The organism is Pseudomonas sp. StFLB209 (genome assembly GCF_000829415.1).
In the GTDB taxonomy this organism is placed as follows: Bacteria; Pseudomonadota; Gammaproteobacteria; order Pseudomonadales; family Pseudomonadaceae; genus Aquipseudomonas.
Genome location: NZ_AP014637.1, coordinates 2460812 through 2478004 on the forward strand (window position 1 = coordinate 2460812; position 17193 = coordinate 2478004).

At 60.8% G+C, this 17193-nt stretch carries 11 protein-coding genes; 8 read left to right on the plus strand and 3 right to left on the minus strand.

The genetic code is table 11. The features are described 5' to 3' along the window. Positions 1-19: 19 nt before the first annotated feature. The 7 genes from pilQ to hemE all read left to right on the plus strand — a co-directional run bounded on the left by pilQ (position 20) and on the right by hemE (position 13134). Positions 20-2185, plus strand: coding sequence for a type IV pilus secretin PilQ (pilQ, locus tag PSCI_RS11285; protein WP_045486527.1), 2166 nt, complete (start codon positions 20-22; stop codon positions 2183-2185). A 4-nt stretch (positions 2186-2189) separates the two neighbouring features. Beyond that, entirely contained in the window at positions 2190-2708 is a 519-nt protein-coding gene (gene aroK / locus PSCI_RS11290) for a shikimate kinase AroK (protein ID WP_045494141.1), read from the plus strand. 118 nt (positions 2709-2826) lie between these two features. Further along, a complete protein-coding gene (gene aroB, locus PSCI_RS11295) occupies positions 2827-3930 on the plus strand; it encodes a 3-dehydroquinate synthase (RefSeq protein WP_045486530.1) in 1104 nt (367 codons plus the stop codon). A gap of 11 nt (positions 3931-3941) precedes the next feature. After that, a complete protein-coding gene (locus PSCI_RS11300; RefSeq protein ID WP_045486532.1) occupies positions 3942-5600 on the plus strand; it encodes an AAA family ATPase in 1659 nt (552 codons plus the stop codon). A gap of 358 nt (positions 5601-5958) precedes the next feature. Continuing rightward, entirely contained in the window at positions 5959-10404 is a 4446-nt protein-coding gene (gltB, locus tag PSCI_RS11305) for a glutamate synthase large subunit (protein WP_045486534.1), read from the plus strand. 116 nt (positions 10405-10520) lie between these two features. After that, positions 10521-11939, plus strand: coding sequence for an FAD-dependent oxidoreductase (locus PSCI_RS11310; RefSeq protein WP_045486536.1), 1419 nt, complete (start codon positions 10521-10523; stop codon positions 11937-11939). 130 nt (positions 11940-12069) lie between these two features. Further along, complete coding sequence (gene hemE / locus PSCI_RS11315) at positions 12070-13134, plus strand: uroporphyrinogen decarboxylase (protein ID WP_045486538.1); 1065 nt, start codon at positions 12070-12072, stop codon at positions 13132-13134. Between the two features lie 72 nt (positions 13135-13206). Here hemE and PSCI_RS11320 read toward each other — a convergent pair whose 3' ends face one another. Together PSCI_RS11320 and PSCI_RS11325 are read right to left on the minus strand one after the other, a co-directional pair. Next, on the minus strand, positions 13207-14160 hold the full coding sequence (locus PSCI_RS11320; protein ID WP_045486540.1) for an alpha/beta fold hydrolase: 954 nt from the start codon (positions 14158-14160) through the stop codon (positions 13207-13209). Between the two features lie 229 nt (positions 14161-14389). After that, positions 14390-15658, minus strand: a complete 1269-nt coding sequence (locus tag PSCI_RS11325; protein ID WP_045486543.1) for an MFS transporter — start codon at positions 15656-15658, stop codon at positions 14390-14392. Positions 15659-15777: 119 nt separating this feature from the next. Between PSCI_RS11325 and PSCI_RS11330 the strand changes: the two genes are divergently transcribed. After that, complete coding sequence (locus tag PSCI_RS11330) at positions 15778-16665, plus strand: LysR family transcriptional regulator (RefSeq protein ID WP_045486545.1); 888 nt, start codon at positions 15778-15780, stop codon at positions 16663-16665. Positions 16666-16727: 62 nt separating this feature from the next. Here PSCI_RS11330 and PSCI_RS11335 read toward each other — a convergent pair whose 3' ends face one another. Beyond that, the gene (locus PSCI_RS11335) at positions 16728-17174 is read right to left on the minus strand and encodes a hypothetical protein (RefSeq protein ID WP_045486548.1); all 447 of its coding nucleotides are present in this window, start codon (positions 17172-17174) and stop codon (positions 16728-16730) included. Positions 17175-17193: the final 19 nt, after the last annotated feature.

A 17193-nucleotide genomic window follows, 5' to 3' on the forward strand; every position in this document is an offset into this window, starting at 1 on the left:
CGCACAACGGAAATTGAACATGACCAGGATTCTCTCGATTATCGGCGTGTCGCTATGGATTGCGATGGTCGCTCCGATAGTCCAGGCTGCCACGCTCAAGACGCTCGATGTCGCCACGCTGCCCGGAGACCGTATCGAACTGAAACTGGCGTTCGACGCTCCGGTGGCTGCGCCTCGCGGTTACACCACCGAGCAGCCGGCGCGCATTGCACTCGACCTGCCCGGGGTCAACACCCAGCTGACCAACCGCAGCCGCGACCTGGGGACCGGTAATGCCCGTAGCGTTGTCGTGGTGCAGGCCAACGACCGTACCCGAATCATCATCAACCTGACCACCCTGTCGCCCTACAGCACCCGGGTTGAGGGCAATAACCTGTTCGTTGTCATCGGCCAGGGCGCCGCCGCGGCGCAAGCCTCCCAGCCGGGCACGGCGCAAGCTGCAGCACGCGGCGCTACGCCCGCTGCGAGTGGCGCCGCCAGGCCTGCCGCAGTCGCCTCGGGGGTGGCCATCGCGCCAGGGGCCAGGGCCGTACGCAATCTGGATTTTCAGCGTGGTGAGCTGGGTGAGGGCAATGTTCTCATCGACCTGAGCAGCGCTGGCATCGCTCCGGATATTCAGGAGCGCAACGGTAAAATCTTTGTCGACTTCGCCAAGACCCAGCTCCCTGACCCTTTGCGTGTACGGCTGGATGTCAAGGATTTCGCCACCCCTGTGCAGTTCGTCACGGCAACCACCTCGGGTGACAAGACCAGTATCAGCATCGAGCCGTCCGGGGCCTATGACTATTCCGCCTATCAGACCGAAAACCGCCTGACCATCAGCGTCCGCCCTCTGACCAATCAGGATCTGGAGCGCCGTGCGGCGGACAAACCTGTGTATACCGGCGAGAAGCTGTCACTCAACTTCCAGGACATTGATGTGCGGTCGGTGCTGCAATTGATTGCCGACTTCACCAACCTCAACCTGGTCGCCAGCGACACCGTACAGGGCGGCATTACCCTGCGTCTGCAGAATGTGCCCTGGGACCAGGCGCTGGATCTGGTGCTCAAGACCAAGGGCCTGGACAAGCGCAAGATCGGTAATGTGTTGCTGGTGGCGCCGGCCGACGAGATCGCCGCCCGTGAGCGCCAGGAACTGGAGTCGCAAAAGCAGATCGCCGAGCTGGCACCGCTGCGTCGTGAGTTGTTGCAGGTCAACTACGCCAAGGCTGCGGATATTGCCAAGCTGTTTCAGTCAGTGACCAGTGCCGAGGCTCAGGTCGAGGAACGTGGCTCGATCACCGTGGATGAGCGCACCAACAACATCATTGCCTATCAGACCCAAGAGCGTCTTGATGAGCTGCGGCGCATCGTTGCCCAACTGGACATTCCGGTGCGTCAGGTGATGATCGAAGCGCGCATCGTCGAGGCCAACGTCGATTACGACAAGGCGCTGGGCGTTCGCTGGGGCGGCAGCCGGACCAGTGGCAGTGGCAAATGGATCGGCTACGGTCTGGATGACAACCTCACCTCCGCCAGCACCTCGGGAGGCAGTAACGCCACTACCGATGTGGGTTCATCGGGTACGAGTACGGCTGCTTCGAACCGCAACATCCCGTTCGTCGATCTCGGCGCGCCGGATGCCACGGCGGGCTTCGGCATCGGCTTCATGACCAGCAACACCTTGATCGACCTCGAACTCAGTGCCATGGAAAAGAGCGGTAACGGCGAGATCGTCTCCCAGCCCAAGGTTGTCACCTCTGACAAGGAAACCGCCAAGATCCTCAAAGGCACCGAAATTCCCTATCAGGAGTCCAGCTCCAGTGGCGCGACCACGGTGAGCTTCAAGGAGGCTTCGCTGTCACTGGAGGTCACCCCGCAGATCACCCCGGACAACCGCATCATCATGGAGGTCAAGGTCACCAAGGACGAGCCGGATTACCTCAATGCCGTGCTGGGTGTGCCGCCGATCAGGAAAAACGAGGTCAACGCCAAGGTGCTGATTTCCGATGGCGAGACTATTGTTATTGGCGGCGTGTTTTCCAACACTCAAAGTAAAGTTGTAGAAAAAGTGCCATTCCTTGGCGATGTGCCGTATGTTGGCCGCCTTTTCCGGCGTGACGTGGTGTCTGATTCAAAATCCGAGCTTCTGGTATTTCTGACACCACGCATCATGAACAACCAGGCGATTGCTGTGGGTCGTTGATTCTGTGCGAAATCTAATACTTGTAGGGCCGATGGGGGCAGGCAAAAGCACCATCGGTCGTTTGCTGGCCAAAGAACTGCGACTTCCGTTCAAGGATTCGGACAAGGAAATCGAGCTGCGTACCGGTGCCAACATCCCGTGGATCTTTGATCGGGAGGGCGAGGCCGGCTTTCGTGAGCGTGAGCAGGCGGTGATTGGTGAACTCTGTGCTGCCGATGGGCTGGTACTGGCAACCGGCGGCGGGGCGGTGATGCGCGAAGCAAACCGCAAGGCACTGCATGCCGGCGGCCGGGTGGTCTATCTGCATGCTTCGGTCGAACAGCAGGTCAGTCGTACGGCCCGTGACCGCAATCGTCCGCTGTTGCGCACTGCCAATCCGGCTCAGGTGCTGGCTGATCTGCTGGCCCTGCGTGATCCGCTGTACCGGGAGATTGCCGATGTGGTGATCGAAACCGACGAGCGGCCGCCGCGAATGGTGGTGCTGGAGATCCTGGGCCGTCTGGCCGAGCTCGCTCCCCGTTAAAGCGCGGCCGAAAATGCGCTATTCTCGGCGACCATTAAAACGAAAGCAGCAGGCGGCAGGCGCCGCCTTTTGCTCTGGTGCGCGAAAAGCGCCCAATCGCTAATCAATGTGGGGAAACATGCAGACTTTGACGGTCGATCTTGGTGAGCGTAGCTACCCGATTCATATTGGCGAAGGTCTGCTGGACCAGCCTGAGCTTCTGACACCGCATATCGTTGGTCGTCAGGTGGCTATCGTGACCAACACCACGGTTGCGCCGCTGTATCTGGAACGTCTGACCAAGACTCTGGCCGGCTATACGGTTCTGCCGGTGGTGCTGCCTGACGGTGAGGCCTTCAAGAACTGGGAAACCCTGCAACTGATCTTCGACGGCCTGCTTGGCGCCCGGCATGATCGCCGTACCACCGTCATCGCCCTGGGCGGTGGTGTGATCGGTGACATGGCGGGTTTTGCCGCAGCCTGCTATCAGCGTGGGGTGAACTTCATTCAGATCCCCACCACCCTGTTGTCCCAGGTCGACTCTTCGGTCGGTGGCAAGACCGGCATCAATCACCCGCTGGGCAAGAACATGATCGGTGCGTTCTACCAGCCATCGGTGGTGCTGATCGATACCCGCTCGCTGAACACCCTGCCCGAGCGCGAACTGTCAGCGGGCCTGGCCGAAGTCATCAAGTATGGCCTGATCTGCGACGAACCGTTCCTGAGCTGGCTGGAAGACAATATCGATGCGTTGCGCGGCCTGGACCAGGTGGCGCTGACAGCGGCCATCGAGCGTTCATGTGCGGCCAAGGCACGGGTGGTAGGTGCCGATGAGCGTGAGTCGGGAATTCGCGCGACCCTGAACCTGGGTCACACCTTTGGCCACGCCATCGAAACCGAGATGGGGTATGGTGTGTGGCTGCATGGCGAGGCGGTTTCGGCTGGCACCGTCATGGCTCTGGAAATGTCCGCGCGGCTGGGCTGGATCACCACTCAGGAGCGCAATCGTGGTATTGCTCTGCTGTTGCGCGCCGGATTGCCGGTTGTGCCGCCGCAGGAAATGACTGAGGCGCAATTCATGGCGCACATGGCGGTCGACAAGAAAGTGATCGATGGCCGCATGCGCCTGGTATTGCTGCGACAGCTGGGTGAGGCGGTGGTCACTGACGACTACCCGCAAGACGTACTCAAGGCCACTCTGGTGACGGATTACCGCGCCCTGGTGGATCAGCTTAGAGGTTAATGGAAAGACCGATGACTAGTTTGCACGCCGACGAGGCCTTTCTCGGCCACTATCAGTTGAGTCACGACCCCTTTGCGGCGCGGGTGCCTGGCTTCAAGTTTTTCCCTGCCCAGCGTAAGCCGGTGCTGGGCCAGTTGCATCACCTGGCGCGTTACAGCCAGTTGCTGCTGGCTGTTACCGGCCCCCAGGGCAGCGGCAAGACCCTGCTGCGCCAGGCACTGGTCGCCAGCACCAACAAGCAGTCCGTGCAGAGTGTAGTGATATCGGCACGTGCGGCCGGTGATGCTGCCGGGGTATTGCAGCAGGTCGCCGAATCGCTGGGAATTTCCAGCGCCGAGATGAAGCCGATCCTTGCCCAGGTCGTGCAACTGGCCCTGACGGGACAGGAAGTCTACATTCTGCTCGACGATGCGGAACAACTCGGTGATTCGGCACTCGAAGCCCTGCTGGGGCTGGCTGAGGGCGCGCCGGAAGGGCGTCCGCATGTATTTCTGTTCGGTGAGGCATCGCTGATCGATCGTCTCGACCAGATATGTGCCGGCATGCACGGTGACACCGAAGGCGAGCGCTTTCACGTTATCGAGCTGCAGCCCTACAACGAAGAAGAAACTCGTGAGTATCTGGCACAACGCCTGGACGGTGCGGGACAGGGTATTGCCTTGCTGAGCGCCGATCAGATCGCCGATATCCACGAGCAGTCCGATGGCTGGCCCGGGATCATCAACCAGGTGGCCCGCGATTCAATGATCGAGGCGATGATCGCGAGTCGCTCCGCGGTCAAGCGCCCTAGCGTAGGGTTCAACATGCCGAAGAAACACATACTGGCCCTGGGGGCTGTGGTCGTGGCCGCCGTGGCCGCCGCAGTGCTGATCCCGGGCGGCGACAAGAGCAATACGGCCAATCCGCCGACCAATGCCCAGGCCCAATTGCCGTTGGGGCAAGGTACCCAGCCTGCTCAGCAGTCCAATAATGGTGGTCCGGCCATCGAGTTTGCAGGCAACTCGCAACCGATGCCATTGCCGCTGGCCGGCAATTCGCAACCGGTCATGCGCGGTCCATTGGCCGAGGCGACCGGTTCCGGTCCGAGTGACGAAGACGCGGTGCCGAGCACCTCGCCTGCCAGCCCGCCTACCGTGACCACCAGCGCCCCGCCAGCCGGCCACCAGGCTGCTGAAGTGCCGCGCTCGTCGATTCCTGCGCCAGCGGCACCTGCGCCGGCACCGGCGCCTGCTGCAAAGCCGGCTCCGGCTCCTGCTCCACAGACCCAGGTGGCGACCGCCAAGCCGGCACCTGCCCCGGCGCCAGCACCAGCACCAGCACCAGCACCAGCGGCCAAGCCGGCCGAGAAGCCTGTGGCAGCCGCACCCGCCAAACCGGCGACAGGCGGTAGCTGGTACAGCGGCCAGGCTCCTGGTCGCTATGTGGTGCAGATCCTGGGGACCAGTTCCGAGTCCACTGCCCAGGCTTACATCGCCGAGCAGGGCGGGGAGTACCGCTACTTCAAGAAAACCCTGCAGGGCAAACCCCTGTATGTGATCACCTACGGTAACTTTGCTGATCGCAATGCTGCCCTGGCTGCGATCAAAAACTTGCCAGCCAAGGTCCAGGCTGGTAAACCTTGGCCTCGTACTGTGGCCAGCATCCAGCAAGAACTCGGCGCTTCTCGCTAAGCGTGCGGATTGAAGCGGCCCGCCAAGGGCCGCTTACCTCGATATCCCGCTGTTTATCCCCAGGACGCACCCTTCTGCCAAGGGTGTGATTCTGGCGGTGTCCGCGCTACAAACTCCCCTGCCAACCCCCTTTGGTCGTCAAAAATAGATTTGACTAACACAGGGCGTCACTTTAAAACCTTCATAAATGCGACACGCTTTTTCAGTAAATAGTCATTAAATTTGTGGGCTCATGCCCTGCTGTGTACAATGCCCTCCGTTTTGCTTCTCCAAAGCCGGCGTACGTTCGGCGTGATGAAGCGGTTGATTGAGCCGAAGAATTTGCCTCTAACCCAGGCAGCCTGGTGAGAAAGTGTCTATGAAAACAGGTCTGTACCATCCGGATGTACACAAGGCTAACTGTGGATTTGGCCTGATCGCCCACATGCAGGGTGAAGCCAGCCATCACCTCTTGCAGACGGCTATGGCGGCCCTGACCTGCATGACCCACCGTGGCGGTATCAACGCTGACGGCAAGACCGGTGACGGTTGCGGTCTGTTGATCCAGAAGCCCGACCTGTTCCTGCGTGCCGTGGCCAAAGAGCAGTTCGGTGTCGAGCTGCCTCGCCAGTATGCGGTGGGCATGGTGTTCTTCAACCAGAATGACGAAAAGGCCGAGGCTGCCCGCGAGCACATGAATCGCGAGATCCTGGCCGCAGGTCTCAATCTGGTTGGCTGGCGCCAGGTGCCGATCGACACCAGCGTGCTCGGGCGTCTGGCCCTGGAGCGCCTGCCACGCATCGAGCAGGTGTTCATCGGCGGTGAAGGCCTGAGCGATCAGGAGTTCGCGGTCAAGCTGTTCAGCGCCCGCCGCCGTTCGTCGGTGGCCAACGCCGAGGATGCAGAGCACTACATCTGCAGCTTCTCGCACAAGACCATCATCTATAAGGGCCTGATGATGCCTGCCGACCTGGCAGCCTTCTATCCGGACCTGGGCGACGAGCGCCTGCAGACCGCGATCTGCGTATTCCACCAGCGCTTCTCGACCAACACCATGCCGAAGTGGCCGCTGGCCCAGCCGTTCCGCTTCCTGGCGCACAACGGTGAAATCAACACCATCACCGGTAACCGTAACTGGGCCCAGGCTCGCCGCACCAAGTTCACCAACGACCTGATGGAGCTTGAAGAGCTCGGTCCGCTGGTCAACCGTGTCGGTTCCGACTCCTCAAGCATGGACAACATGCTGGAGCTGATGGTCACTGGTGGTATCGACCTGTTCCGTGGCGTGCGAATGATCATTCCGCCAGCCTGGCAGAACGTCGAGACCATGGACTCGGACCTGCGCGCGTTCTACGAATACAACTCCATGCACATGGAGCCGTGGGACGGCCCGGCCGGCGTGGTGATGACCGAAGGTCGCCACGCGGTCTGCCTGCTCGACCGCAACGGCCTGCGCCCGGCGCGCTGGGTCATGACCAAGAACGGCTACATCACCCTGGCGTCGGAAATCGGCGTCTGGGACTACACCCCTGAAGACGTGATCGCCAAAGGCCGTGTGGGGCCGGGCCAGATCTTTGCCGTGGACACCGAGACCGGCCAGATCCTCGACACTGACGCCATCGACAACCGCCTCAAGTCGCGTCATCCGTACAAGCAGTGGCTGCGCAAGAACGCCTTGCGCATCCAGGCGACCATGGAAGACAACGACCACGGTTCGGCCTTCTACAACCAGGACCAGCTCAAGCAGTACATGAAGATGTACCAGGTCACCTTTGAAGAGCGTGACCAGGTGTTGCGCCCGCTGGGTGAGCAGGGCCAGGAAGCCGTGGGGTCGATGGGTGATGACACACCGATGGCCGTGCTGTCGCGTCGGGTCCGCTCGCCTTACGATTACTTCCGCCAGCAGTTCGCGCAGGTTACCAACCCGCCGATCGACCCGCTGCGCGAAGCCATCGTCATGTCCCTGGAAATCTGCCTGGGTGCCGAGCGCAACATCTTCCAGGAGTCGCCTGAGCACGCCTCGCGGGTGATCCTCAGCTCGCCGGTGATTTCCCCGGCCAAATGGCGCAGCCTGATGACCCTGGAGCGTCCAGGCTTCGAGCGCTGCATCATCGACCTGAACTACGACCAAAGCGTTGGTCTGGAAGCTGCCGTCCGCAATATTGCCGATCAGGCTGAAGAAGCCGTACGTTCAGGGCATACCCTGATCGTTCTCAGTGACCGGCATATCGCGCCGGGCAAGCTGCCGGTGCATGCTTCGCTGGCCACCGGTGCGGTACACCACCGCCTGACCGAGCAGGGCCTGCGCTGCGACAGTAACATCCTGGTCGAGACCGCGACCGCCCGTGACCCGCACCACTTCGCGGTGTTGCTCGGTTTCGGTGCTTCGGCGGTCTATCCGTTCCTGGCTTACGAAGTGCTGGGCGACCTGATCCGCACCGGTGAAGTGCTGGGCGACCTCTACGAAGTGTTCAAGAACTACCGTAAAGGCATTACCAAAGGCTTGCTCAAAATCCTGTCGAAGATGGGTATCTCGACCGTGGCCTCCTACCGTGGCGCCCAGCTGTTCGAAGCCATCGGTCTGTCCGAAGAGGTCTGCAACCTCAGCTTCCGTGGCGTGCCAAGCCGCCTGAAGGGTGCACGTTTCGTTGACCTGGAGTCCGACCAGAAGCTGCTGGCCGCTGAGGCCTGGAGTGCGCGCAAACCGATCCAGCAGGGTGGTCTGCTGAAGTTTGTCTACGGTGGGGAATACCACGCCTACAACCCGGACGTGGTCAACACCCTGCAAGCGGCCGTGCAGCAGGGCAACTACGAGAAATTCAAGGAATACACCGCGCTGGTGGACAACCGCCCGGTGTCGATGCTGCGTGACCTGTTCAAGGTCAAGACCCTTGAGCAGCCGCTGAGCCTCGATGAAATCGAGCCGCTGCCGGCGATCCTCAAGCGCTTCGACTCGGCCGGTATCTCGCTGGGCGCACTGTCGCCGGAAGCTCACGAAGCCCTGGCCGAGGCGATGAACCGCCTGGGCGCGCGCTCCAACTCCGGTGAGGGCGGTGAAGATCCGTCGCGCTACGGCACCATCCGCAGCTCCAAGATCAAGCAGATCGCCACCGGCCGTTTCGGCGTCACTCCTGAGTACCTGGTCAACGCCGAAGTGCTGCAGATCAAGGTCGCACAGGGTGCCAAGCCCGGTGAGGGCGGCCAGTTGCCCGGTGGCAAGGTCAACGGCCTGATCGCCAAACTGCGCTATGCGGTGCCTGGCGTGACTCTGATTTCACCACCGCCGCACCACGACATCTACTCGATCGAAGACCTGTCGCAGCTGATTTTCGACCTTAAGCAGGTCAACCCGCAGGCACTGGTTTCGGTCAAGCTGGTGGCAGAAGCCGGCGTGGGCACCATCGCGGCCGGTGTCGCCAAAGCTTATGCCGACCTGATTACCATCTCCGGTTACGACGGCGGCACCGGCGCTTCGCCACTGACCTCCATCAAGTACGCCGGCTCGCCGTGGGAGCTGGGCCTGGCCGAGACTCACCAGACCCTGCGCGGCAACGACTTGCGCGGCAAGGTCAAGGTGCAGACTGACGGCGGCCTGAAAACCGGCCTGGACGTGATCAAGGCGGCGATCCTGGGGGCCGAGAGCTTCGGTTTCGGTACTGCGCCGATGATCGCCCTGGGCTGCAAATACCTGCGTATCTGCCATCTGAACAACTGCGCGACCGGCGTGGCGACCCAGAACGACAAGCTGCGCAAGGATCACTACATCGGCACCGTCGACATGGTGATCAACTTCTTCACCTACATTGCCGAAGAAACCCGTGAGTGGCTGGCCAAGCTGGGCGTGCGCTCGCTGGAAGAGCTGATCGGCCGTACCGACCTGCTGGAAATCCTGCCGGGCGACACCGAGCGTCAACAGCATCTGGACATGACCCCGTTGCTGGGCAGCGATTACATCCCGGCCGACAAGCCGCAGTTCAGCCTGGTCGACCGTAACCCGCCGTTCGACAAAGGCCTGCTGGCCGAGAAAATGGTCGAAATGGCCAAATCGGCCATCGAGTCGATGAGCGGTGGCGAGTTCGAGCTGGACGTGTGCAACTGCGACCGTTCCATCGGTGCGCGCATCTCCGGCGAAATTGCCAAACTGCACGGCAACCAGGGCATGAACAAGGCGCCGATCACCTTCCGCCTCAAGGGCACTGCCGGGCAGAGCTTCGGTGTATGGAACGCCGGTGGCCTGAACATGTACCTCGAAGGCGACGCCAACGACTACGTGGGTAAAGGCATGACGGCCGGCAAGCTGGTCATCGTTCCGCCCAAAGGCAGCCCGTTCAAGACCCAGGAAAGTGCCATTGTCGGTAACACCTGCCTGTACGGCGCAACCGGCGGCAAGCTGTTCGCCGCAGGTACGGCCGGTGAGCGTTTCGCCGTGCGTAACTCCGGTGCCCACACCATCGTCGAAGGCACCGGCGATCACTGCTGCGAATACATGACCGGCGGCTTCGTCTGCGTGCTGGGCAAGACCGGCTACAACTTCGGTTCCGGTATGACCGGTGGTTTCGCCTACGTGCTGGACCTGGACAACACCTTCGTTGACCGGGTCAACCACGAGCTGGTCGAGATCCAGCGGATCAGCGGCGAAGCGATGGAAGCCTACCGTACCCATCTGCAGAGCGTGCTCGATGAGTACGTGGCCGAGACCGACAGCGAGTGGGGCCGTAACGTGGCAGAGAACCTGGACGACTTCCTGCGCCGCTTCTGGCTGGTCAAGCCGAAGGCTGCGAGCCTCAAGTCGCTGCTCTCCAGCACCCGTGCCAACCCACAATAAGGCAGCCGAGCGCTGCAAGCCTGACGTGACAGGCTTGCAGCCCCTGCGTCGATTAGAACGTGATTCCTGCAGCTTGAAGCTCGAAGCTTGAAGCTGCCCGTGATGAGGCAACAACCATGGCTGAACGTCTGAGTAACGACTTCCAGTTCCTTGATGTCGGACGTAAAGATCCGAAAAAGAAGCTGCTGCGCCAGCGCAAGAAAGAGTTCGTTGAAATCTACGAACCCTTCAAGCCCCAGCAGTCCGTCGACCAGGCCCACCGTTGCCTGGGTTGCGGCAACCCGTATTGCGAATGGAAGTGCCCGGTGCACAACTTCATTCCCAACTGGCTGAAACTGGTCGCCGAAGGCAACATCCTGGCGGCCGCCGAGCTGTCGCACCAGACCAACACCCTGCCGGAAGTCTGCGGCCGCGTTTGCCCGCAAGACCGCCTGTGTGAAGGGGCCTGTACCCTCAATGACGGGTTTGGCGCGGTCACCATCGGTTCGGTCGAGAAGTACATCACCGATACCGCCTTCGCCATGGGCTGGCGCCCGGACATGTCGCGCGTCGTGCCGACCGGCAAACGTGTGGCAATCATCGGTGCAGGCCCTGCGGGCCTGGGCTGTGCCGACGTCCTGGTGCGCAGCGGTGTGACGCCGGTGGTGTTCGACAAGAACCCGGAAATCGGCGGCTTGCTGACCTTTGGCATCCCTGAGTTCAAGCTGGAAAAGAGCGTGCTCAGCCATCGCCGTGAAGTGTTCACCGGCATGGGCATTGAGTTCCGCCTGAACGTCGAAGTGGGCAAGGACGTGACGCTGGAGCAGTTGCTCGCCGAATACGACGCGGTGTTCATGGGCATGGGCACCTACACCTACATGAAAGGCGGTTTCGCCGGTGAAGACCTGCCGGGCGTTTACGACGCGCTGGATTTCCTGATCGCCAACGTTAACCGCAACCTGGGCTTTGAAAAGGCCCCGGAAGACTTCATCGACATGAAGGGCAAGAAGGTTGTGGTGCTGGGCGGTGGCGACACCGCGATGGACTGCAACCGGACCTCGATTCGCCAGGGTGCCAAGGCTGTGACCTGCGCCTATCGCCGTGACGAAGAGAACATGCCGGGTTCACGCAAGGAAGTGAAGAACGCCAAGGAAGAGGGCGTGAAGTTCCTCTACAACCGCCAGCCAATCGCCATTGTCGGTGAAGACAAGGTCGAAGGCGTGAAAGTGGTCGAGACCCGCCTGGGCGAGCCTGATGCCCGTGGCCGCCGCAGCCCCGAGCCAATTCCTGGTTCCGAAGAAATCATCCCGGCTGACGCCGTGGTCATCGCGTTCGGCTTCCGCCCAAGCCCGGCGCCATGGTTCGAGCAGTTCGATATCCAGACCGACAGCCAGGGCCGGGTTATCGCCCCGGAACAAGGCAAGTTCAAGCACCAGACCAGCAACCCGAAAATCTTTGCCGGTGGCGACATGGTGCGTGGATCTGACCTGGTGGTAACCGCGATCTTCGAAGGCCGCAACGCCGCCGAAGGGATTCTCGATTACCTGGGCGTGTGAAGACACACTCCTGACTCAAATCAACAACAAAGGGCCTTCGGGCCCTTTCTTGTTGCAGCCTGACGCTTGTCGCTTGTAACTGCTCTTGTCGCTCTGAGAAAATGCCCGCCTATTTTTTGCGGAAGCTGACATGACTGTCCTGAAGAACGACCGTTTCCTTCGTGCCCTGCTCAAGCAACCCGTGGATGTGACACCTGTCTGGATGATGCGCCAGGCCGGTCGCTATCTGCCGGAGTATCGCGCCAGCCGCGCCAAGGCCGGAGACTTCATGAGCTTGTGCATGAACCCGGAGTTTGCCTGCGAAGTCACCTTGCAGCCGCTGGAGCGCTATGCGCTGGATGCCGCCATCCTGTTCTCTGACATCCTCACCATGCCCGATGCCATGGGCCTGGGTCTGTACTTCGAGACCGGCGAAGGTCCACGCTTCAAGAAAACCGTCAGCACCCTGGCCGATATCGAAGCCTTGCCCATTCCTGATCCGCAAAAGGATCTGGGTTATGTGATGGATGCGGTCAGCACCATCCGCCGCGAGCTCAATGGCCGCGTGCCGCTGATCGGTTTTTCGGGCAGCCCTTGGACTTTGGCCACCTATATGGTCGAGGGCGGCTCGTCCAAGGACTTTCGCAAGTCCAAGGCCATGCTCTACGAAAACCCGCAAGCCATGCACCTGCTGCTCGACAAGCTGGCGCAGTCGGTCACGGCCTACCTCAACGGCCAGATCCTGGCCGGAGCCCAGGCCGTGCAGATCTTCGATAGCTGGGGCGGCAGCCTTTCGGCGGCGGCTTATCAAGAATTTTCTCTGGCCTACATGCGCAAGATCGTCAGTGGCCTGATCCGTGAACACGACGGCCGCAAAGTGCCGGTGATCCTGTTCACCAAAGGCGGCGGCTTGTGGCTGGAAAGCATTGCCGACGCCGGTGCCGACGCACTGGGCCTGGACTGGACGTGCGACATCGGCCAGGCCCGCGCCCGTGTCGGCGACAAAGTGGCCCTGCAAGGCAACATGGACCCGACCGTGCTCTATGCCCGCCCTGAAGCCATCCGCCAGGAAGTGGCGCGCATCCTGGCCAGCTATGGCCACGGCACCGGCCATGTGTTCAACCTCGGCCACGGCATCACCCCGGAAGTCGACCCGGCCAATGCCGGTGCGTTTATCGAGGCAGTGCACGAGTTCTCGGCGCAGTATCACGGCTGATCAGTGATGCTTGCGACACCAACGCCCGGTTTTTGCCGGGCGTTGTTGCATGTTTCTGGCAGTGTTCGATGCTTACTTTGCGGTAAGAAACGCCAGCAAGGCTTCTAACATTTCCTCCGGTGCCTCTTCCTGAGGATAGTGCCCTGCGCCCGGGATGACACGAGCTGTCACATCGGTTGCGACCGGCGCCAACATATCCTTCAAACCGCCAGCACGTGCAAATTCGCCGCCCACTGCCAGTACCGGCATCTTCAGCGGTGTAAGCGCATGCTTTTTGTTCTGCTCGATGGTTTGGGGAATAGCCCGGTAGTAGGCAAAGCCTGCGCGCATCGCACCGGGTTTTGAATACGCACGAACATATTCCTCGGTCGCGAGGTCAGTCGGTCGATAGGCGAAGCTGTTAAACAGCCACTCCAGATAGACTCTTTCTTTGCCCTCAACCAGCGCTTCGGGCAAATCCGCTAGCTGGTTAAAAGCGAAATGCCAGGAACGCAGTGGATCAAGACCCGGAATACCGGCCTCGGACAACACAATGCGAGAAATTTCGTCAGGGTAGTTGGCGGCCATTGAATAGCCGATCCACATACCTACGTCATGGCCGACCACGCTATAGGTCGAATGCCCCAGCGAGCGCATCAACTCGTGTAGGTCCCGAGCCACGTTGTCAGTGTCATAGCCAGCCATGGGGCGATTCGAATCGCCCAGACCGCGCGGATCAACGGCAATGACAGTGAAGTGCCGGGCTAGCTCTGGCATGATTTTATGCCAGGTGTAAGCCGTTTGCGGCCAACCTGGAATCAGTAGCAATGCAGGCCCTTTGCCGCCTGTTACATAGTGCAGGCGAACGCTGTCCTGATTCACGACTGCGTAGCCATCTTGAAAACTGCAATTTTCACAGGAAGCGTTATTGAGCGCAGCCTGAGCCGCAGCGACATTGATCGGCAGCATGCCTGCCAGCAGATTCAGGCCCAGGGAAAACGATAATGTCGAAAGCAGACTGCTTCCTTTCAGGGGTAACGATTTCATGGCGTGTCCTCCATCCGGAGCAAGTTCATGAGAAGTGTCGACTGCAGGCCAAACTGCCTGGTACTTCAATCGAGCAACTCTGAACGAAAGCAGGCCGAAAGAATGCGCGAAACCACGTCAGCGTATGTAGGACACTTCTCCTTTTAACGCTAGCACGCCTCCAAGACTCACAGGGCCATGCCCAGAAACCCATGAAACAGGTAGCCTTGTGCGCTCGTCGTCTGATGGCTTAGCGGATTGACTCGCCCAACGGCTGTAACAGTGCCAGTCGCCACGCGACCCCCAGCGCCAGCAGTAACAGCAATCCGATAAACAGCACGATCCCGTTCCAGCCGGCGTAGTGCCAGAACACGCCGCCGCCGGTGCCGGCTACGCTGGAGCCTGCGTAGTAGCAGAACAGGTACAGCGACGAGGCCTGGCCGCGCGCGGTGGTGGCGCGGCGGCCGACCCAACTGCTGGCCACCGAGTGGGCGCCGAAGAACCCGAAGGTGAAGATCAGTACGCCGATGATCACCAGTGCCAGCGGGTTGAGCAGGGTCAGGCCCAGGCCGGCGAGCATCAGCACGATGACCGCCCAGAGCACCTTGCGACGGCCCAGACGGTCGGCCAGCGAGCCGATTTTTGCTGAACTGTAGATACCCGACAGGTAGACCACCGAGAATAGCCCGACCACGGCCTGGCTCAGGTTGTAGGGCGCTTCGAGAAAGCGGTAGGCAATGTAGTTGAACAGGGTGACGAACGCGCCCATCAGCAAAAAGCCGGTCAGGAACAATAACGGCAGGCCCTGATCGCGCAACTGCACGGCGAAGCCGTCCAGCAGGCTGCGCGGGTGTAATGAACGGGGGCGGAAGTTGCGCGAGTCGGGCAGGATGCGCCAGAACACCGCGGCGGCAATCAACGCCAGGCCGCCGATCACCAGCAGTGCAACGTGCCAGTTCACGTAGTCGATCAGTACCCCGCTGATCAGCCGTCCGCACATGCCGCCCACCGCGCTGCCGCCGATGTACAAACCCATGGCCAGGCCCAGATGGGTCGGGTGGATCTCTTCACTCAGATAGGTCATGGCCACCGCCGCCAGCCCGCTCAGCGACAAGCCGACCAGCGCACGGGTTACCAGCACGGTTTCCCAGTCGGGCATCAGCGCACTGGCCAGGGTGGCGATAGAGGCGCAGAACAGCGCCAGAACCATGACCGGCTTGCGGCCGATACGGTCGGAAATCGGCCCGGTAACCAGCAGGCCAATGGCGAGCATCGCGGTAGAGACTGACAGCACCAGGCTGCTCTGCGCGGCACTGATGGCGAATTCGCGTGACAACAGCGGCATCATCGGCTGCACGCAATACAACAGGGCGAAGGTGGCAAAGCCTGCCGCGAACAGCGCCAGTGCGGTGCGGGTGAACAGCGGTGTGTTCTTTTCGATGTAGGTGTCGGCCTGACTCGCGGTTTGGGCGGGCGATGGCGGAGTATCGTTATTGAGCGCAGGGCTGGCAGGCTTCACGGTGGACCTCGGTCTTGCAAGAACAGGCAGGCATTGAAAAAAGCATATAGCGGGCTAATGATTCAATCCAATATATTGTTAGACATGATTGATAGCTTGTACGACTTATTTGGTGGCCTATGGAACTGCGGCATCTGCGTTATTTCATTGCGGTGGCCGAAGAGCTGCACTTTGGTCGGGCGGCCCAGGCGCTGGGCATTTCTCAACCACCGCTGAGCCAGCAGATCCAGGCGCTGGAGCAGGAGCTGGGCGCGCGGCTGTTTGAGCGCACCAACCGGCGTGTGGAATTGAGCGAAGCCGGGCGTTTGTTTCTTGAACAGGCCCGCCTGGTATTGGCGCAGGTCGATAAAGCCGCTGATGTGGCCCGGCGTGCGCAGTTGGGCGAACTGGGTGAACTGAAGGTCGGCTTCACAGCCTCGGCGCCCTTTACCTCAAGCATTCCCAAAGCCATTTTTGCGTTTCGCCAGAGTTACCCGGCGGTGCACCTGGCCTTGCAGGAAATGACCAGCCAGGACGTGGTCGATCATCTGCAAGATGGCAGCATGCAGGTCGGTATCATGCGGCCCTTGCCGTTACCCGACTCGTTGATCGCCGTGGAGCTGTTGCGTGAGCCGCTGGTTGCGATCATGCGTTCCGACCACCCATTGGTGGCTGGCAGTGAGCAAGGGTTATTCATGGCGGCGTTGGCCGAAGAGCCGTTCGTGTTTTTTCCGCGCAGCTACGGCAGCGGCTTGTATGCGCAGATCATTGGGCTGGCCAGGGCAGCGGGCTTCAGCCCGTTGATTACTCAAGAGGCGGGCGAAGTGATGACGATCATCGGCCTGGTGGCGGCGGGGTTGGGTGTGACGGTGTTACCGGCGTCGTACCAGCGCTTGCGCATCGACGGGGTGGCGTACCGCACTCTGCTCGACGATGGCGCCAGCAGTGCGGTATGGCTGGTGCAACGCAAGGACGAGCAATCACCGATGGCCAAAGCTTTTTGTGAGCTGGCAAGCTTCAAGCCATAAGCTGCAAGCAAGAGCGCATGGTGCTCTCGCGTGCAGCTTGAAGCTTACAGCTTGCCGCCCGCTCAGTTGACCTTGGCCAGGTCGCCCTTCAGGGCGACACCGGCGATCACTGCGCCGGCATGGCACTCGTAGTTCACCGGGTCTTTGCGTTCGATCTTTTTGTAATAGCTGGTGATGTTGGTCACCGCGTTGGCGCCGGCACCCTTGGCCGCTTCGTTCAATTGCAGGATCGCCGATTGCAGGACCCATTCGCAGGCTTCGGTGTCGCTCTTGTTGAAGGCATTGGTCTTCTTGTTGGTGACCGCATTCGGGCTTACCACGGTGACCTTGCCGCGTGGCGGCACGCCCGCCAGGTAGAACTTGACGCTGCCGTCGAGCTTGCCTTGCTGGGTCATTTGCTGGATCACCTTGTCGAACGGCAGCAACAGCATCGTGTCACGTGCCTGACTGATACCGGGCAGGGCGCTGAGGGCAATCGCTGCACCCGCGATCCAGGACTTCATTTGCATGGCTCATCTCCTTGATAGA